Annotated in this window: 16 protein-coding genes; 5 read left to right on the forward strand and 11 right to left on the reverse strand. The window is 69.8% G+C overall.

Translation table 11 applies throughout. The features are described from left to right. Window positions 1–36: 36 nt before the first annotated feature. From AW270_RS36865 to AW270_RS36890, 6 genes are read right to left on the reverse strand one after another with little or no spacing between them, the layout of a single operon-like run. Window positions 37–1,752: a GH39 family glycosyl hydrolase gene (locus AW270_RS36865; RefSeq protein WP_157523202.1), complete on the reverse strand. Its 1,716-nt coding sequence runs from the start codon at window positions 1,750–1,752 to the stop codon at window positions 37–39. Then, complete coding sequence (locus AW270_RS36870) at window positions 1,749–3,236, reverse strand: glucoamylase family protein (protein WP_061300792.1); 1,488 nt, start codon at window positions 3,234–3,236, stop codon at window positions 1,749–1,751. The genes AW270_RS36865 and AW270_RS36870 overlap by 4 nt, the downstream gene beginning before the upstream one ends. Before the next feature lie 12 nt (window positions 3,237–3,248). Further along, complete coding sequence (locus tag AW270_RS36875) at window positions 3,249–4,058, reverse strand: carbohydrate ABC transporter permease (protein WP_061300793.1); 810 nt, start codon at window positions 4,056–4,058, stop codon at window positions 3,249–3,251. Next, window positions 4,055–4,984: a carbohydrate ABC transporter permease gene (locus AW270_RS36880; protein WP_082802137.1), complete on the reverse strand. Its 930-nt coding sequence runs from the start codon at window positions 4,982–4,984 to the stop codon at window positions 4,055–4,057. Before AW270_RS36880 ends, AW270_RS36875 begins: the two co-directional genes overlap by 4 nt. A gap of 2 nt (window positions 4,985–4,986) precedes the next feature. Further along, entirely contained in the window at window positions 4,987–6,228 is a 1,242-nt protein-coding gene (locus AW270_RS36885) for an extracellular solute-binding protein (protein ID WP_061300794.1), read from the reverse strand. Then, on the reverse strand, window positions 6,225–7,229 hold the full coding sequence (locus AW270_RS36890; RefSeq protein WP_061300795.1) for a LacI family DNA-binding transcriptional regulator: 1,005 nt from the start codon (window positions 7,227–7,229) through the stop codon (window positions 6,225–6,227). Before AW270_RS36890 ends, AW270_RS36885 begins: the two co-directional genes overlap by 4 nt. A 147-nt stretch (window positions 7,230–7,376) precedes the next feature. On the opposite strand from AW270_RS36890, the gene AW270_RS40860 reads away from it, so the two are divergent. Both AW270_RS40860 and AW270_RS36900 read left to right on the forward strand, forming a co-directional pair. Further along, window positions 7,377–8,054, forward strand: a complete 678-nt coding sequence (locus AW270_RS40860; RefSeq protein WP_061300796.1) for a DUF4191 domain-containing protein — start codon at window positions 7,377–7,379, stop codon at window positions 8,052–8,054. Next, window positions 8,051–8,827 (forward strand): class I SAM-dependent methyltransferase, encoded by a 777-nt coding sequence (locus tag AW270_RS36900; protein ID WP_061300797.1) that lies wholly within the window; start codon window positions 8,051–8,053, stop codon window positions 8,825–8,827. Before AW270_RS40860 ends, AW270_RS36900 begins: the two co-directional genes overlap by 4 nt. Before the next feature lie 91 nt (window positions 8,828–8,918). Here the strand turns inward: AW270_RS36900 and AW270_RS36905 are convergent, their stop codons facing one another. Beyond that, window positions 8,919–9,371: an RDD family protein gene (locus AW270_RS36905; protein ID WP_061300798.1), complete on the reverse strand. Its 453-nt coding sequence runs from the start codon at window positions 9,369–9,371 to the stop codon at window positions 8,919–8,921. Window positions 9,372–9,559: 188 nt separating this feature from the next. Here AW270_RS36905 and glnA point away from each other — a divergent pair, with 188 nt between their 5' ends. After that, entirely contained in the window at window positions 9,560–10,984 is a 1,425-nt protein-coding gene (glnA, locus tag AW270_RS36910; RefSeq protein ID WP_061300799.1) for a type I glutamate--ammonia ligase, read from the forward strand. A 229-nt stretch (window positions 10,985–11,213) separates the two neighbouring features. Here the strand turns inward: glnA and AW270_RS36915 are convergent, their stop codons facing one another. After that, window positions 11,214–11,930: an NUDIX domain-containing protein gene (locus AW270_RS36915; RefSeq protein WP_082802139.1), complete on the reverse strand. Its 717-nt coding sequence runs from the start codon at window positions 11,928–11,930 to the stop codon at window positions 11,214–11,216. A gap of 78 nt (window positions 11,931–12,008) precedes the next feature. Here AW270_RS36915 and AW270_RS36920 point away from each other — a divergent pair, with 78 nt between their 5' ends. After that, a complete protein-coding gene (locus tag AW270_RS36920) occupies window positions 12,009–12,530 on the forward strand; it encodes an SMI1/KNR4 family protein (protein WP_157523205.1) in 522 nt (173 codons plus the stop codon). Here the strand turns inward: AW270_RS36920 and AW270_RS36925 are convergent. After that, entirely contained in the window at window positions 12,518–12,880 is a 363-nt protein-coding gene (locus AW270_RS36925; RefSeq protein WP_157523208.1) for a hypothetical protein, read from the reverse strand. The genes AW270_RS36920 and AW270_RS36925 overlap by 13 nt on opposite strands. Then, entirely contained in the window at window positions 12,877–14,052 is a 1,176-nt protein-coding gene (locus tag AW270_RS36930; RefSeq protein ID WP_061300802.1) for a hemerythrin domain-containing protein, read from the reverse strand. Before AW270_RS36930 ends, AW270_RS36925 begins: the two co-directional genes overlap by 4 nt. A 52-nt stretch (window positions 14,053–14,104) precedes the next feature. On the opposite strand from AW270_RS36930, the gene AW270_RS39335 reads away from it, so the two are divergent. Then, window positions 14,105–14,749, forward strand: a complete 645-nt coding sequence (locus AW270_RS39335) for a TetR/AcrR family transcriptional regulator (RefSeq protein WP_169807425.1) — start codon at window positions 14,105–14,107, stop codon at window positions 14,747–14,749. Between the two features lie 4 nt (window positions 14,750–14,753). On the opposite strand, the gene AW270_RS39795 is transcribed toward AW270_RS39335, so the two are convergent. Beyond that, on the reverse strand, window positions 14,754–15,540 hold a 787-nt coding region (locus AW270_RS39795), incomplete at its 5' end, for a hypothetical protein (RefSeq protein ID WP_061300804.1).

Raw genomic sequence — 15,540 nt, forward strand, 5'->3', positions numbered from 1 at the left:
CGCGTTCACGCCCGAGATTTCGGCTTTTCGATCCTGCTATGGGGTGATCTCCAGGTAGGAGACGCCGGGCATCGGGAGGTCGAAGGCGAGGCGGACGGTCGAGCCGCTGGTCGTCACGGGCGGGGTCAGTTCCTCCAGGACGTTTGCCCTCCGCAACGCCTCCCATTCCTCATCCGTCGGCCAATCGGCCTTTCCGTGCCAGTGGGCGCGGATGTTGGAGTGGCGTTCGTCGATGCGGTGGTGGCTGACGGTGTGGTCGCCCTCGCCCAGACCGGTGACGGTCAGGGTGACGGTGCGGGACAGGTCGGGGTCGCCGTCGGCCTTGGCCTGGTTGAGGGTGCCGTTCCAGGCCAGGACGCCGACCGTGCCGTCGTCGCGGCGGGCGGCCCAGACCTCCACTCCCCCGGCGTCGCCCTCGACCCTGGCGACGAGCTCCTCGTCGCCCAGCCGGTTGGCCAGCTCCAGCGCCCACCAGCGGGGTTTGCGCAGGTTGCCGACCGTCAGCAGGCCGAAGCCGCCGTGGAAGATCCTCGGCGGGCGGCCCAGCTCCTCGAAGTGGTCGGAGGCGACCCAGTGGGCCAGCGCCTCCAGCCGTCCGGCCGCCGACTTCATGCCGTGGAGCAGGAACGACGCGCCGAACGGGCCGTCGCCGATGCCGTGGAAGTGGGTCGGGGTGGGGCCCCATTCGGTCCACCAGATCGGGGTGCCCGCCAGGCCGTGGCGCTCCAGGGCGGGACGCCAGTCCAGGGGGGCGTTGCCGTAGGTGTGGGTGGAGACGAAGTCGACCGGGAGCCCCCGGGCGGCCAGTTCCTCGACCCAGCCGTTGGCGGCCGACGACGGGCCGCCCACCCGCAGCGAGGGGTGCACGTCCTTGACGGCGGCGGCGCTGATCTCGTACAGGCGGAAGTAGTCGTCCGGCGTGCCGGACCAGAAGACCTCCAGGTTCGGTTCGTTCCAGACCTCGAAGGCCCAGTGGTCGATCAGTTCCTGGAGGCCGTAGCGGTCGGCGCAGTGCTGGGTGAAGGCGCGGACCAGGTCGCCCCAGGCATCCCAGTCCTTCGGGGGGCTGATGATCGCCTCGTAGCCGAAGACCGTTTTCGCCGGGTCGGAGGCGAGGGCCTCCGGCATGAAGGAGAGTTCCACGATCGGGCGCAGGCCGATCTCCATGATGGTGTCGTAGACCTGGTCGACCCGGGAGAAGTCGTAGCCGTCCTCCCCGATGCCGACCTCGCCGAGGATCGCGTGGGCCCTGACGGTCGCCACGCCCAGTTCGGTGTGGGCCAGCGCGAGGGCCTGGGCGAGCTCCTTCTCCTCCAGCAGGTACGACAGGTGCTCCGACCCGATCATGAACCGCCATGGCCTGGGGAGCTCCCGGGCGACCTCCCCGGAGATCTCGACCTTCGCCACGCCGGACCCGCCCGACGGCCCGTGGACCGGCGAGCCCGCCGGGCCGCCGACCGCCGAGACCCGGTACCAGCAGGGGTCCTGGCCGGTGTCCACGTAACGGCACGAGGGGACGGCGGCGACGTCCACGTCAGGCTGGCTCGTGACGGCGTAGGGCCCCTCGCGGAAGGGGGACCGCTCGACCAGGTAGCCGGTCGCTCCCGGCACCGGCTCCCAGGTCAGGGTCACGCAGCCGCGCCCGGGGGTGGCCCGGAGGCCCCCCGGCGGGGGAAGGTCCACGGCCGGGACCGCGGTCACCTCCCCCGACGGACGGTGGATGCGAGCCTGCCAGTCGCGACGGGCCTTCACGAACGGACCTCCCACGTCTCCTGCGACAGCACCGGCTTAAGGGCCCTCTCCACGTCCTGGGACGCGAAGTAGCCCCGCAGTTTGTCCCTGGTCAGCCGGTTGCCGAGCGCGATCATGATCATGCCCTGGTCGAGGGCGAGGTACTGCTTGGCGACGGTCCCGCTCTTCACGGCCACCGCGTCGTAGAAGCCGCCGGGGCCGTAGGAGTCGAAGTCCTTCCTGATCTTGGCGAGGTTGCCCAGCGCGTCCTTCTCGGCGTAGCGCAGGGCGAGGAAGGAGGCGTGCGGGGTCACGACGCCGTCGCCGTAGGTCGTCGGCTCGGGTTTGGCGGGGCGGCAGTCGCCGTAGCCGTAGTCGACCGACGTGCGCTCCTGGTCGGAGGTGTAGCCGTCGGTGTCCATGCCGATCGCGTCGACGCCGTACTCGCGGTAGCCGCCGGCCGGGTTGTTCGACGGGGAGAAGCCCCAGTAGCCGTACTTGGCGTCGTCGAGGCCGTGGACCTTCTGGGCCTTCACGTAGACGGGGTGGTTGCGGCCCCAGGACTTCGCGCCCCAGACGTCCTCCGGCACGAGCTGCGGCACCATCAGCGCCTCGAACATGCTGCCGCCCCAGGTCGGGACCAGGCGCATGCCCTTGTAGCCGTAGGTGCCCTCGAAGACCCGGACCCCCTCGAAGGTCTGCCAGGAACCCTCGGCCCGCTGCTCGGCCCAGCCGAAGTCGCAGTTGTCGTTCGGGTGGGTGCGGAGCATGCCGAAGTAGTGCGCCTTCGGGATCTGGTTCAGCACGATGCCGACGTAGGAGGTGATCCGCGTCTCGGTCATCGCGCCGTAGTGGTGGCAGGTCGAGTAGACGGTCGTGCCGGAGCCGTTGTAGTCGCTCGGGGTCGAGCAGCCCTCGGGCTTGTCCGGCCAGAAGCCGCCCCGCAGCAGCCCGGTCCCGTTGGCCGCCGCGCCCTGCGGGTCGTAGTAGGACGAGAAGTCCATGCTCCGGACCAGCCGGTCGGCGTCCCGCGCGACCGACGGCACGGCCGAGCGGATCATGAGTAACGCCGCCCCGAGCCAGCCGTTGTCGACGCTGGAGGCGAACGGCGCGACCGGGTCGCCGCTGTCCGGCCAGGTCTTCACCAGGGCGAGCGTGTGCGGGTCGTACCAGTTGTAGAACTGGCCGGTCGGCGTGTGGCGTTCCAGCTTGCGGACGTTCTGGAGGACCTGCTTGACCCGCTTCTCGGCGTCGCGGGCGGAGATGATCCCGGTGTCGCGGGCGGCGACGGTGCTCCACAGGTAGGTCGCGATGTTGGTCGGCGAGGTCACCTTCGCCCGGGTGGCGGGGTCGAGGGTGCCCTCGATCTTGTCGGCCGGCAGCCCGGTCGCGGGGTCGACCATGGCCGCCATGGACTTCCAGGTGTCCTTCGCGTAGGTCGTCAGGGTGGTGTCCGCCGGTGCCGCCGGGGTCACGGCCAGCAGTACGGCCAGCGCCGTTTTCATACGCGTGGTTCCTTACTTGAGTCCGGTCGAGGCGATGCCCTGCACGAAGTAGCGCTGCAGGAACAGGAAGAGCAGGAGGATGGGCGCGACCACCACGACGGCGCCGGCGATGAGCAGGCCGTACTGGGTCGCCTGGGCGTTGCTGAAGATGGCCAGCGCGACCGGCAGGGTGTACATGTCCTCGCTCTGGGCCACCACGGCGGGCCAGAGGAAGTTGTTCCACGAGGTCATGAACGTGATCAGGCCCAGGGTCGCCAGGGCGGGCCGGCACAGCGGCAGCACGATCGAGAAGAAGATGCGGAACTCCCTGGCCCCGTCGACGCGGGCGGCCTGGATGAGCTCGTCGGGGATGTCGGCGATGAACTGCCGCATCATGAAGATCCCCAGCGGCGCCACCACGAACGGCAGCACGATCCCGAGGAAGGTGTTGACCAGCCCCAGCTTCGCGATCAGCACGAACTGCGGCACCATCACCACGATCGCCGGCACCATCATCTGCACCATGACCAGCCCGAACAGGGTGTTCCTGAACCGGAAGCGCAGCTTGGCGAAGGCGTAGCCGACCATCGAGCACAGCAGCAGGTTGGCCACCACCAGGGCGATCGCGACGATCGCGCTGTTGAGGAACGCGGTGCCCATGTTCATCCGCTCGAACAGGCCGGTGTAGTTGCTCGTGGTCCACTCGGCCGGGAGCAGCGTCGGCGGGTTCTGCCGGATCTCCCCCTCGGGCTTGAAGGAGGCGAGCATCGTCCAGACGAAGGGGAAGATCACCACGAGCAGCCCGGCGGTGAGCAGCACGTAGGTGGAGGTACGGCGTTTCACGAGCGCCTCCCGATCCGGAACTGCAGGAGCGCCAGCGCGACGATCACCGTGAACAGCACGGTGGCGGCGGCGCCCGCGTAGCCGTAGGCGCCCGCGCCGAACTGGTTGTAGATGGCCAGCGAGGCCGAGGTGGTCGCCCCGGCGGGGCCGCCCCGGGTCATGACCAGGGGTTCCTCCATGAACTGGGCGAACCCGATCGACGAGTAGACCGTGCAGAACAGCAGCGCGGGCTTCAGCATCGGCACGGTCACCGACCGGAACCGCTGCCAGCGCCCGGCACCGTCGATGTCGGCGGCCTCGTAGAGCTCCTTGGGGATCCCCTGGAGCGCGGCCAGCAGCACGACCATGTCGAACCCGAAGCTCCGCCAGGCCGTCATCACGATGATCACGGGGAGGGCGGTGTTCTCGTCCGACAGCCAGGCGGGGCCGTCGATGCCGATCGCGCCGAGGAACTGGTTGACCGGCCCGGCGTCCGGGTCGAGCAGGAAGCGCCAGGCCACCGCGATGCCGATGATGCTGGTGATGTACGGGGTGTAGTAGCCCAGCCGGAAGAACGCGGCGGGCAGCCGGGCGATCCCGGAGTTGAGCGCGACGGCGGCGGCCAGGCCGAGCGCGATGGTCAGCGGCAGCGTGGTCACGACGAAGATCAGCGTGTTGAGCGCCGCCTTGCGCATCAGCTCGTCGTCGAACAGCCGCAGGTAGTTCTCCACGCCGACGACGTCGACGGCCAGCGGGTCGCGGACGTCGGTGCTGCGCATGTCGGTGAAGCTCATGCCGAGCCCGGCCAGCAGCGGACCGGCCCAGAACACCACGAACACGACGACGAACGGCAGCACGAAGATCCACGCCACCCAGGAGTTCCCGGGTTTCCCGATCTTGAGCGACGGCTTCTCCCGAAGCGCCGGTCTTTCCAGGGTGGTCGCCATGATCAGGCCCCGGTGCCGATCTGCTCCGCCTGCTCCTGCATCCGCTTGGCGGTGGTGGCGGAGTCCTGCTTGCCGAGGGCGTACTTCTCCAGCTCGGCCTCCATCACCTTGGCCACCTGCTCCCAGGTCGGCACCGGCGGGGCGGCCTTGGCGTCCTTGAGCTGCTCGCCGAAGACCTGGACGCGCTCGTCGGCGGTGAGGGCGGGCTCCTGCCAGGCGGCCTCGACGCTGGGCAGCGCCGACGCGGTGGTGTACCACTCGGCCTGGACCTTGGGGTCGGTCAGCCAGGTCAGAAACTTCCAGGCGGCGTCGCGGTTGGGCTTGTCCTTGAAGACGACCATGTTGCTGCCGCCGACCAGGCTGGTGCCGCCGGCCGGGCCCTTGGGGTAGGGCGCGACGGTGAACTTGTCCTTGAAGCCGTCGCCGCCCTCCTGCTCCATCGAGGTGATCATCCACGGGCCGGAGTAGAAGGCGCCGACGCGGCCCTTGACGAAGGTCTGCGGGAACGCGCCGTTGGGCTGGGTGGTGACCGACAGGCCGTCCTTGAAGAAGGAGCCCCAGTGTTCGAGGGCCTGGAGCATCTCCGGGGTGTCGAGGGTCCACTTGCCGTCGGCCTGGAAGTCGCCGCCGGCCTGGTAGAGCAGCGGGGCCACCTCCTGCCAGGAGCCGATCCGGAAGTTCTGCTCGACGCCCAGGTCGGCGCCGTTGTCCTTGAGGGTCTTGGCGAAGGCGGTGACCTCGTCCCAGGTGGCCGGGGCCTTGGCGTCCTTGGCCAGGTCGGTGCGGTAGTAGAGGGCGCGGGTCTCGACGTACCAGGGGATGCCGTAGGCCGCGCCGTCGATGACGCCGGTGCCCCACGCGCCGGGGAAGAAGGCGTTCTGGTCGACCAGGCCCGACGGGGTCGGCTCGATCGCGCCGGTCTTCACCATCTCGCCCATCCACGTGTTGCCGATCATCGAGATGTCGGGGGTGGCGTTCCCGGCGATGGCGGCGGTGATCTTGTCGTGGGCGACGTCCCAGCCCAGGGCCGTGACGTTGACGGTGACGCCGGGGTTGGCCTGCTCGAACTTCTGGGCGAACGCGTCGAGCTTCTCCCCCTCGGTGCCCATCGCCCAGACGGTGACGGTCCCGCTGGCCTTGGCGGTGTCGACGGCCTGGGCCTCTTCGGCGGGCCCGCCTTCGCCGCGACCACATGCGGTGGTGACCACGGCGAGGGCGAGCAGTCCTATGGCGTACTTCTTCACGGTTCCTCCTGTTGTGCCGGGGGGTGCACGCCACAGCTCGACCGGATGACGAGATCGGTGGCGAGAACGCGCGTGGTGTTCGTGGGCTCCGCTCCGGCGATCAGCTCGTCCAGGAGGCGGGCGGCGGTGGCGCCGAGCTCCCGCAGGGGCTGGCGCACGGTGGTGAGGGCGGGCCGGGAGTGGCGGGCGGCCATGATGTCGTCCCAGCCGGTGACGGCGACGTCCTCGGGGACCCGCAGCCCGAGCTCCTCGGCGGCCAGGATCACGCCGAGGGCGACCTGGTCGTCGGCGCACATGACCACGTCCTTCCGGCCGGGAAGGATCCTGAGCCCGGCTTCGTAGCCGCCTTCGACCGTGTACGGGCACTCCACCGGCCGCGGCACATCGATGCCGTGGTGGCCGAGGGTGCGGGCCACGGCCGTCCAGCGCCGGCTGACGTCGCCCTCGTCGTGCCCGCCGGCCAGCGCGAACGCGCGGTGGCCGTGGGCGATCAGGTGCACGGCCAGGGCCTCGGCGGAGTCGGCGTTCTCGCTGCGCACGGCCTCGGTGCCGGGGTGGGCCTCGCGGGCCAGCATGACCATGGGCAGGCCCGAGTCGGCCAGCTCGGTGAGCAGCTCGTCGGGCAGGGTCCGGCCGAAGACGACGAGCCCGTCCACCCGGGTGGCCAGGTCCTTCACCGTCTCGGGCACGCCGGCCCGGTCGCGGGTGGACAGGATCAGGACCGAGCGGCCGAGGTCGGCGGCGACCTCCTCGTAGCCCAGGAGGACCTCGCCGAAATAGGGGCCGGACAGGTCGGGGAAGACGATCCCGTTGGCGGCGTGGCGGCCCTCGGCGAGGGAGACGCCGAGGCGGCTGGGCGTGAACCTGAGCTCCTCGACCGCCCGCCGCACCTTCTCGCGGGTGGCCGCCGACACCGGTCCGGTGCCGCGCAGCGCGCGCGAGACGGTGGCGATGGACACCCCCGCCAGCCTGGCCACTTCGTAGATCGTCGAGTCGGACACCCGTGCTCCCTCGCGTGTGTAAGCGCTTCCACTGCCCGGCCTGAGGCGTGGGTCACAGCAAGGTTTATTACGGTTTTATAACTACGCCCCCGACCGGCGAAGGTCACGTTTTCACACTTGGAGCCTGGGATTTGTATCCTTCAGAGCATGGCGAAGGACTCGGCGAACCCAGGCCGCATCAAGCAACTCCGGATGGTCGCTCAGATCATCAAGAAGGCCAACCCCAAGGGGATGCCGATCGTCTACGCGACGATCGTCGGCGTGATCGCGCTGGCCGTCGTGATCGGTCTGCTGACCGGCGCGTTCTGGTATGTGCTCATTCTCGGCATCCCGGTCGCGCTGCTGGCCGGCATGCTCCTCTTCGGCCGGTTCGCCCAGCGCGCGCAGTACTCGATGCTGCACGGTCAGCCCGGCGCGGTCTACGCGATCCTCCAGGGCATGCGCGGCAACTGGATGGTCGAGGAGAAGCCGGTCGCGGTCAACCGCGAGCAGGACCTGGTCTTCCGCCTGGTCGGCTACCCCGGCGTCATCCTCGTCTCCGAGGGCCCGGCCACCCGGGTGCAGAAGATGCTGGTGGCCGAGAAGAAGCGGGTCCAGCGGGTCGCCATCGACGTGCCGGTCTACGACGTGCAGTGCGGCGACGCCGACGGCCAGGTGCCGCTGGCCAAGCTGCAGCGCCACCTCATGAAGCTGCCGCGCAACCTCAAGAAGCCGGCCGTCTCCGAGGTCAACAACCGCATGCGCGCGCTGACCCCCTCGATCCCGATGCCCAAGGGCCCGCTGCCCAAGGGCGCGCGGCTGCCGAAGGGCGTCCGTCCCCGGTGACCCTCCCGGACAGCCTCACCTCGGCGAGGGCCAACCGGGGCTACTGGGACTCGGCGGCCGACGACTACCAGGCCGAACACGGGTCGTTCCTGCGTGACGACGGCTTCATCTGGTGTCCCGAGGGGCTCGACGAGGCGTCGGCCGGGCTGCTCGGCGACGTCCGGGGGCTCTCGGTCCTGGAGGTCGGCTGCGGCGCGGGCCAGTGCGGGCGCTACCTCGCCGCGCGGGGCGCGTCGGTGGCGGCGTTCGACGTGTCCCACCGGCAGTTGCAGCACTCGCGCCGCATCGACCTCGATTCCGGCACGTCCCTGCCGGTCGTGCAGGCCGACGCCGAGAAGATCCCTTTCCTGGCGGGCACCTTCGACCTGGCCTGCTCGGCCTTCGGGGCGCTCCCCTTCGTGGCCGACGCCGTCAACACGCTGCGCGAGGTCTCGCGGGTGCTCAGGCCGGGCGGGCGGTTCGTCTTCGCCGTCTCCCACCCGATGCGCTGGGCCTTCCCCGACGACCCCGGCCCCGGCGGCCTCACCAGCGACCGCTCCTACTTCGACCGCACGCCCTACCTGGAGCGCGACGAAGCGGGCGAGGTCACCTATGTGGAACACCACCGCACGATGGGCGACTGGGTCGCCGCGATCACCGGGGCCGGGCTGCGGCTCGACGAGCTGATCGAGCCCGAGTGGCCCGAGGGTCACGACCGGGTGTGGGGCGGCTGGAGCCCCCTGCGTGGCCGCCACTTCCCGGGGACGGCCATCTTCCGCGTCACCTCGCCGTAGCGGGCGCGGCCGGTCGGCGCCGGTTACGGCGATCGGCCGGGTTTCGGCGGGCGGGGCCCTAGCAGGCGGAGCCGTAACGGAGAGGAAGTCTTCACTTCTCGCGGACGACGACGGTGCCGGCGAAGCGGTCGTGGAGCCCGCGCTGGTCCTTGTCGAAGATCAGCGCCGGGACGGCCAGGATGAGCAGGACCGTCCGGATCAGCACCGCTTTGGGCGAGGGCTGCCCGCCCGCCAGCGTGGCGACCCGGATGTTGACCAGGCGCATCCCGAACGTCATGCCCATCGTGCCGACGAGCAGCAGGTATTCCAGGGCGAGGATGCCGATGGTCACCAGGGCGGCGTCGGTGCCGCGGATGTTCAGCAGCCACTGGGTGATCGCCCAGGCGCAGATGAGCCAGTCGATCAGCAGCGCGGCGAGGCGTCTGCCGAACCGGGCGACCGAACCTTTACCCTGCTCAGGCAGGCCCAGCCGCTCACCCGGATAGGCTTGAACGGCGGGCGTGCCGGTCAGCCAGGTCTGTGTCCAGCGGGGCTCTTTGCTCATACGTCCAGGGTAATGGCCGCCCTATTCGGTCGTCACGATGACCTGCGGCGACGGCGGCAGTTACACCCTGCGGTCAGGTTTCGACAGCGTGCTGTCCATTAACACGTGTGAAACAAACGAGACACGGGGCGGAAACGGCACAGTCCTACTTTCAGTCTGCTAAGCCAGTGCCCCTGGGAGGTTCGAGAGTGTTTAACTCCGCCGACGACGTCCTGTCGTACATCCGGGACGAAGGCGTGCAGTTCGTTGACGTCAGGTTCACCGACCTGCCGGGTACGACTCACCACTTCACTTTCCCCGTCGAGAACTTCGGCCCGAACGTCTTCTCCGACGGCCTCATGTTCGACGGGTCGTCCATCCGAGGTTTCCAGGCCATCCACGAGTCAGACATGCTCCTGCTGCCCGACCCGAGCACGGCCGTGATCGACCCGTTCCGCCAGCACAAGACGCTCAACATCAACTTCTTCGTGCACGACCCGCTGACCGGCGAGGCCTACAGCCGCGACCCGCGCAACGTCGCCCGCAAGGCCGAGGAGTACCTCAAGGGCACCGGCATCGCCGACACGGTCTACTTCGGCCCCGAGGCCGAGTTCTACATCTTCGACGACGTGCGCTTCCAGACCAACCAGCACTCGTCGTTCTACTACATCGACTCGATCGAGGGCGCCTGGAACACCGGCACCGCGACCGAGGGCGGCAACCTGGGCTACAAGCCGCGCTACAAGGGCGGCTACTTCCCGGTCCCGCCGATGGACCACTTCACCGACCTGCGCTCGGAGATGGTCCGCCGCCTGATCGACTCGGGCATCGAGACCGAGATGCAGCACCACGAGGTCGGCACCGCCGGCCAGGCCGAGATCGACTTCCGGTTCGGCACGCTGCTCAAGACCGCCGACAAGCTGATGCTGTACAAGTACATCATCAAGAGCACGGCGCTCGAGTTCGGCCACACGGTGACCTTCATGCCGAAACCCATCTTCGGCGACAACGGCTCGGGCATGCACTGCCACCAGTCGCTGTGGAAGGACGGCGAGCCGCTGTTCTACGACGAGGTCGGCTACGCCGGTCTGTCGGACATCGCCCGCTACTACATCGGCGGCCTGCTGAAGCACGCGCCGTCGCTGCTGGCCTTCACGAACCCGACGGTGAACTCGTACCACCGTCTCGTGCCGGGCTACGAGGCGCCGGTGAACCTGGTCTACTCGCAGCGGAACCGTTCCGCCTGCGTGCGTATCCCGATCACGGGGTCGAACCCGAAGGCCAAGCGCATCGAGTTCCGCGTCCCGGACCCGTCGTGCAACCCGTACTTCGCGTTCGCGGCCATGCTGATGGCCGGCATCGACGGCATCCGCAACAAGATCGAGCCGCCGGAGCCGGTCGACAAGGACCTCTACGAGCTTCCCCCGGAGGAGGCGCGCTCGGTCCCGCAGGTTCCCGGCTCGCTGCCCGAGGTTCTCGACGCTCTTGAGGCCGACCACGACTATCTTCTTGAGGGCGGCGTGTTCACGCCCGACCTCATCGAGACGTGGATCGCGTACAAGCGCGAGAACGAGATCGACCCGATCCGGCTGCGCCCGCACCCGCACGAGTTCGAGCTCTACTACGACGTTTAATCGTCACGTTCTCAAGAAAGGCCGCCGGTTTCACCGGCGGCCTTTCGCGTTATCCGTCCGCTGGGAACCACGGCGAGGGCGGTACACCCTTCTTGGGACTCTTCGGCGACGCGGGCGGCGGAGACCTGACTCCATCCCAGGGGAAGGAACCTCCTCGACAGCCGCGCCTTCAGGGCTTGATCTCTTCGAGGTACCTTTCCACCCATGGTGCGTGCCGGATGTTCTGTTTCTAGCGGAGCCGGGTGAACCAGTCGGTGATGGAGCGTCTGTAGCCGTCGGGCATCCTCAGGGCGGCGATCTCGTCCTCGGTGAACAGGCCGACCTCGCGGTGTTCGTGGCTGAGGACGGGGGGCTGATCGGTGGCGACCGTGACGCCGTAGGTGACGATCAGCACGTCGGCGCCCTCGTGGATGTGGTGCTGCCAGGAGTCCAGGATGGGCCCCACACTGGCGTGCCAGCCGGTCTCCTCGCCGATCTCCCGTGTCAGGCAGTCGACGGGGTCCTCGCCGAGTTCGAGCCGTCCGCCGGGGAGCTCCCATTCGTCCCGCTCGTTGCGGAGCAGCAGGACCCGGTCGTCGCGGACGACGACGCCCTTGACGGAGACGGGGAACCTCGGCGGGCGGCGATCCGCTTCCGGCGTGACTCCGGCGCGGGCGGCGACCTTGGCGACGTGGGTCTCGTAGGCCCTGCGGGGGTCGTCCGAGAAGGAGGCGAGGGCGATCAGGGCGGTGACGGCGACGTCGCACAGCTCGTCCACGACGTCCTGACGTGTGTGGGTCCTGCCCTTGCGGGGGTTGTGGCCCAGCAGGCCGATCACGGCCTCGGCGGCCTCGCCCGCCTCTTCGGTGATCTTCATGACGCGTACGAGCGGGCGTTCCGGGCCGTCGGGGCTCTCCCGGTCGAGCCAGTCGACCAGCCCGGCCAGCCGTGCCCAGGTGTCGCTCATGCCCGTCTCCCGTCTGACCCGATGATGCCGCCATTGTGCCGGTGCCGTCCTGTCGGCACCGACCACTAGGGTTCCGGCATGACCAGTTGGGATGATCTTCTTCAGGCCGTGAGCCGGCGGGCGGGCGACAAGCGTGGCGCGGGCGAAGCGGGGGTCCGCCTGCTCGAAGAGCGACTGGGGGTGCGGTTGCCGCCCGACTACCGCGAGTTCCTCACGGTCACCGGCGGATGGAACCCCGACACCCCGATGTGCCCGCCGCTGCGGCCGCCGGCCCAGGTCGGGTGGACCCGGGACGTCGATCCCGACCTCGCCGAGGGCTGGGGCGACGACCTTCCTCCGGTGCCCGACGAGGAGTACTTCCTCTACGGGCCGGAGCAGGACTGCGCGCTCCATTTCCGCAGCGAGTACCTGCGCGACACGCTCCACGTCTCCGACTGGGACGACGGGCAGGTCGTCCTGCTCAATCCCCGGATCGTGTCCCCCGGCGGGGAGTGGGAGGCGTGGGACTACGCCAACTGGCATCCGGGGGCGGTGCGCTACCGGTCGTTCCGTGAGCTGCTCGAAGTCGTGTACGCCGACGGGCTGGCTCAGCCGAACTGAATTCCGGCCGTGAACGGCAGGCCGCCGCAGATGGCGGTCGAGCTCGTTCCGGGTCCCGCCGTGGCCCACGGGCCGTAGACGGTGGTGCGCCAGCCCATCCCGCCCGGACCGGTGAAGACCGCGCAGCCGACGAAGGCCCGGTAGGTGCCGTCTCCTCCCGTACAGGACACCGTGTAGGCCGCGCCGCTGTAGCCGCCGGCGCAGCCGGTCGGCGCCGCGGCGGCGGGGGCGCTCAGGACGCCCAGCAGGGCGATCGAGGTCAGCGAACCGGCGACGAGACGCCCGGCCCGTCTGATGGGAGGCGTCCGGCGCGCGGGCTCGGGGGCGACCGCCCTCAGCGGGGCCTTCACGACGCCCACCTGAACGCGACGCGGTGCTCGCGCAGGAACCGGCGGCGAGTCAGCGCCAGGAGCACCCGGAGGAAGATCCCTCCGTCGGCGAGGATCTCCCGGAGCTCCTCCGGCGGAACCTCCAGCGCCGTCCAGGGCAGGGCGAAGGCGACGTCGGCGAATTTGAACTCCGCCTGTGCGGCCTTCTCGCTGTCCGCCCACGCCGCCCGCGACAGGTGCCGCTGGACCAGCGGGAGCGCCTCGGTCTCCTCGTGGGCCAAGTGGGCGTCGAGCAGGTCGCGGAAGGCGGCCACGTCGGCGGACAGCCGGTCACGGGCCGGGGCGGTCGGGGCCTCGGTCATCTCGCGGAAGCCCTCGGCGCACTTCGCCAGCAGCGGGTCGATCTGCCCGTGTTCGGCCTCCATCGCGGCCATCGTCGTGGCGGCGTCGGCACGTTCCAGGACGCGGGGCCAGATCGCGGTGTCCTCGATCGTGTGGTGGTGGTGCAGGGTGTTCGCGAAGGCGGTCCAGCGGCGGGACAGCGCGGCCCAGACCTCGTGGTCGGTGAGCGGGGTGGCGGGCACCGCGCGGGACAGGTCGCGCAGGTCCCGGCGGAAGGCGTGGTGCATCACGTACATGGTGCCGAGCGGGATCAGCCCCTCGGCCGTGTGGGCCTGGCCCAGGAAGGGCTGGCGGGCGTTGGCGCGGCCCTCGATGAGGTCGGCGAGGCGGTCGAGCGAGCGGGCCATGTCGGGACGGCGGTCGCGGTGGCGGGGTAACAGCACGGCCGCGGCGCGCTGCTGCCCGAGGGGCATCCGGCGGACCATCTCGTAGCCGTGGGTGACCCGGGTGCCGCCCTCGACCGGGTCGAAGCGGTAGCTCCAGATCGTGGAGTCGACGGCCGGTCCGCCCGGGACCGTCCGGAACGCGAACTCACGCCCGGGGTCGGCGGCGACGACCTCGCACTGGCGGGTCCAGCGCCAGATCCCGTAGCGGTTGAACCCCTCGAAGCGGGCCCCCACCCCGCGCTCGTCGCCGAGCCAGGTGCAGCGGCGGGTCTCCGGGCTCCATTCGGGTGTACGCGTCACGTCCGCCACCCACGCGTAGAGGTGGAGCGGATCGGCGGCGACGACCCGCGACACGCTCCCCTCCGGGCACAGGACCTGCGGCGGTTCGGTGGTGATGGCCGCCATGACCTCTCCTTTGCTACAGTATTCGAACCAGTCGAACTTGATTGGATACATGATGACTGTAGCTAAAAAATCCGACCCGTCAAGGCGCTATCGATCGCCCCTGCGCGAGGAACAGGCCCGGCGCACCCACGCCGCCGTGGTCGAGGCCGCCACCGCGTGCTTCGTCGAGAAGGGGTACGCCCCGACGACCATGAAGGACATCGCCGCGCGGGCCGGGGTGTCCGTGGAGACCGTCTACGGCCAGGGCGGCAAGGCGTCCCTGCTGCTCGCCGCCGTCGACCGCACCCTGGCCGGTGACGACACACCCGTGCCGGTGATCGAACGCGCCCCCCTGCGCACCGTCATGGACGCCCCCGACGCGCGCGCGGCGCTGCGCCGGTTCCGCGACGTCGTGGTCGAGGGCATGCCGAAGGCCCTCCCGCTCATGTACGCCTTCCACGCCGCGGCGGGGGGCGACGGGGAGATCGGGGCGGCGTACCAGACCTATGAGGACCGGCGTCTGGAGGACATGACGAAGATCGCCGAGTCCCTCGCGCCGGACCTGCGGGTGCCGGTCGAGGAGGCGGCCGACGTGATCTGGGCCCTGTTCAACACCGGGGCGATCCACGCGCTGATGGTCGGCCGGGGCTGGGGGGTGGAACGCTGGGCCGACTGGATGATCCTGACCCTGGAGAAGACCCTCCTGAAGGACGTCTAGCTGATCAGGACGCTTGCGATCCCGCCGACGTCTTCGACTTGAGGCCGGTCACCCTGCGGAGCATGTCCCACCAGAACGACGAGCCGAACAGCAGCGCGACCAGGGTCAGCAGGAAGCCCGGCCAGTGGCTCGGGCTCCTCAGCCGGTCCCACCAGTCGCCGCCGCTCCACTTCCAGACCGGGGTCCCCGTCGCGGGGATCTCGGCGCTGACCGGGGCGTGGGTGAAGATCTTCACGAAGGCGGGGGTGCTCAGGACTTCGGTCACGCACGCGTAGGTGTCCTGTTCGGGGGCGCACTGGTCCTTGATCGGGGCCAGGGCCTCCTCGCCCGACTCGGCGAAGGCGGCGATGGCCGAGCGGTAGGCGCTGTCGTGGAGCAGGGTCTTGCCGTATTCCAGGGAGTCCATGCTGAACAGCAGCGTGACCAGCAGCGACAGCACGCCGACGGCCACCCGGACGTAGCGCCGGTAGAGGATCGTGAGGCGTTCCATCTCACCGTTGAACCAGTCTTCGACGCCCTTGCGGAAGGTCTCCAGGTCGACGCCGGCCTTGGCCCACATGCCGGCCAGCGGGCGGTAGAGCGGAGAGTCGAGGCGCTTGAGCTCGGCCAGGAGGGCGTCGACGCCGCCGCGTTCGCTGGCGATCTCCAGCAGGGCGACGCTGAAGCGGGAGGGCGGGATGTCGGCGATCGAGGTCTTGCCGTGGCGGGCCTCGTCGATCTCCTGGAGGCGTTCGTGGAGCAGGTCGGTGAAGGGTTCGCCCTGGTGGGCGGGGGCCTGCTCGGGGGTGGCG

Source organism: Herbidospora cretacea (assembly GCF_001570605.1).
Classification (GTDB): domain Bacteria; phylum Actinomycetota; class Actinomycetes; order Streptosporangiales; family Streptosporangiaceae; genus Herbidospora; species Herbidospora cretacea.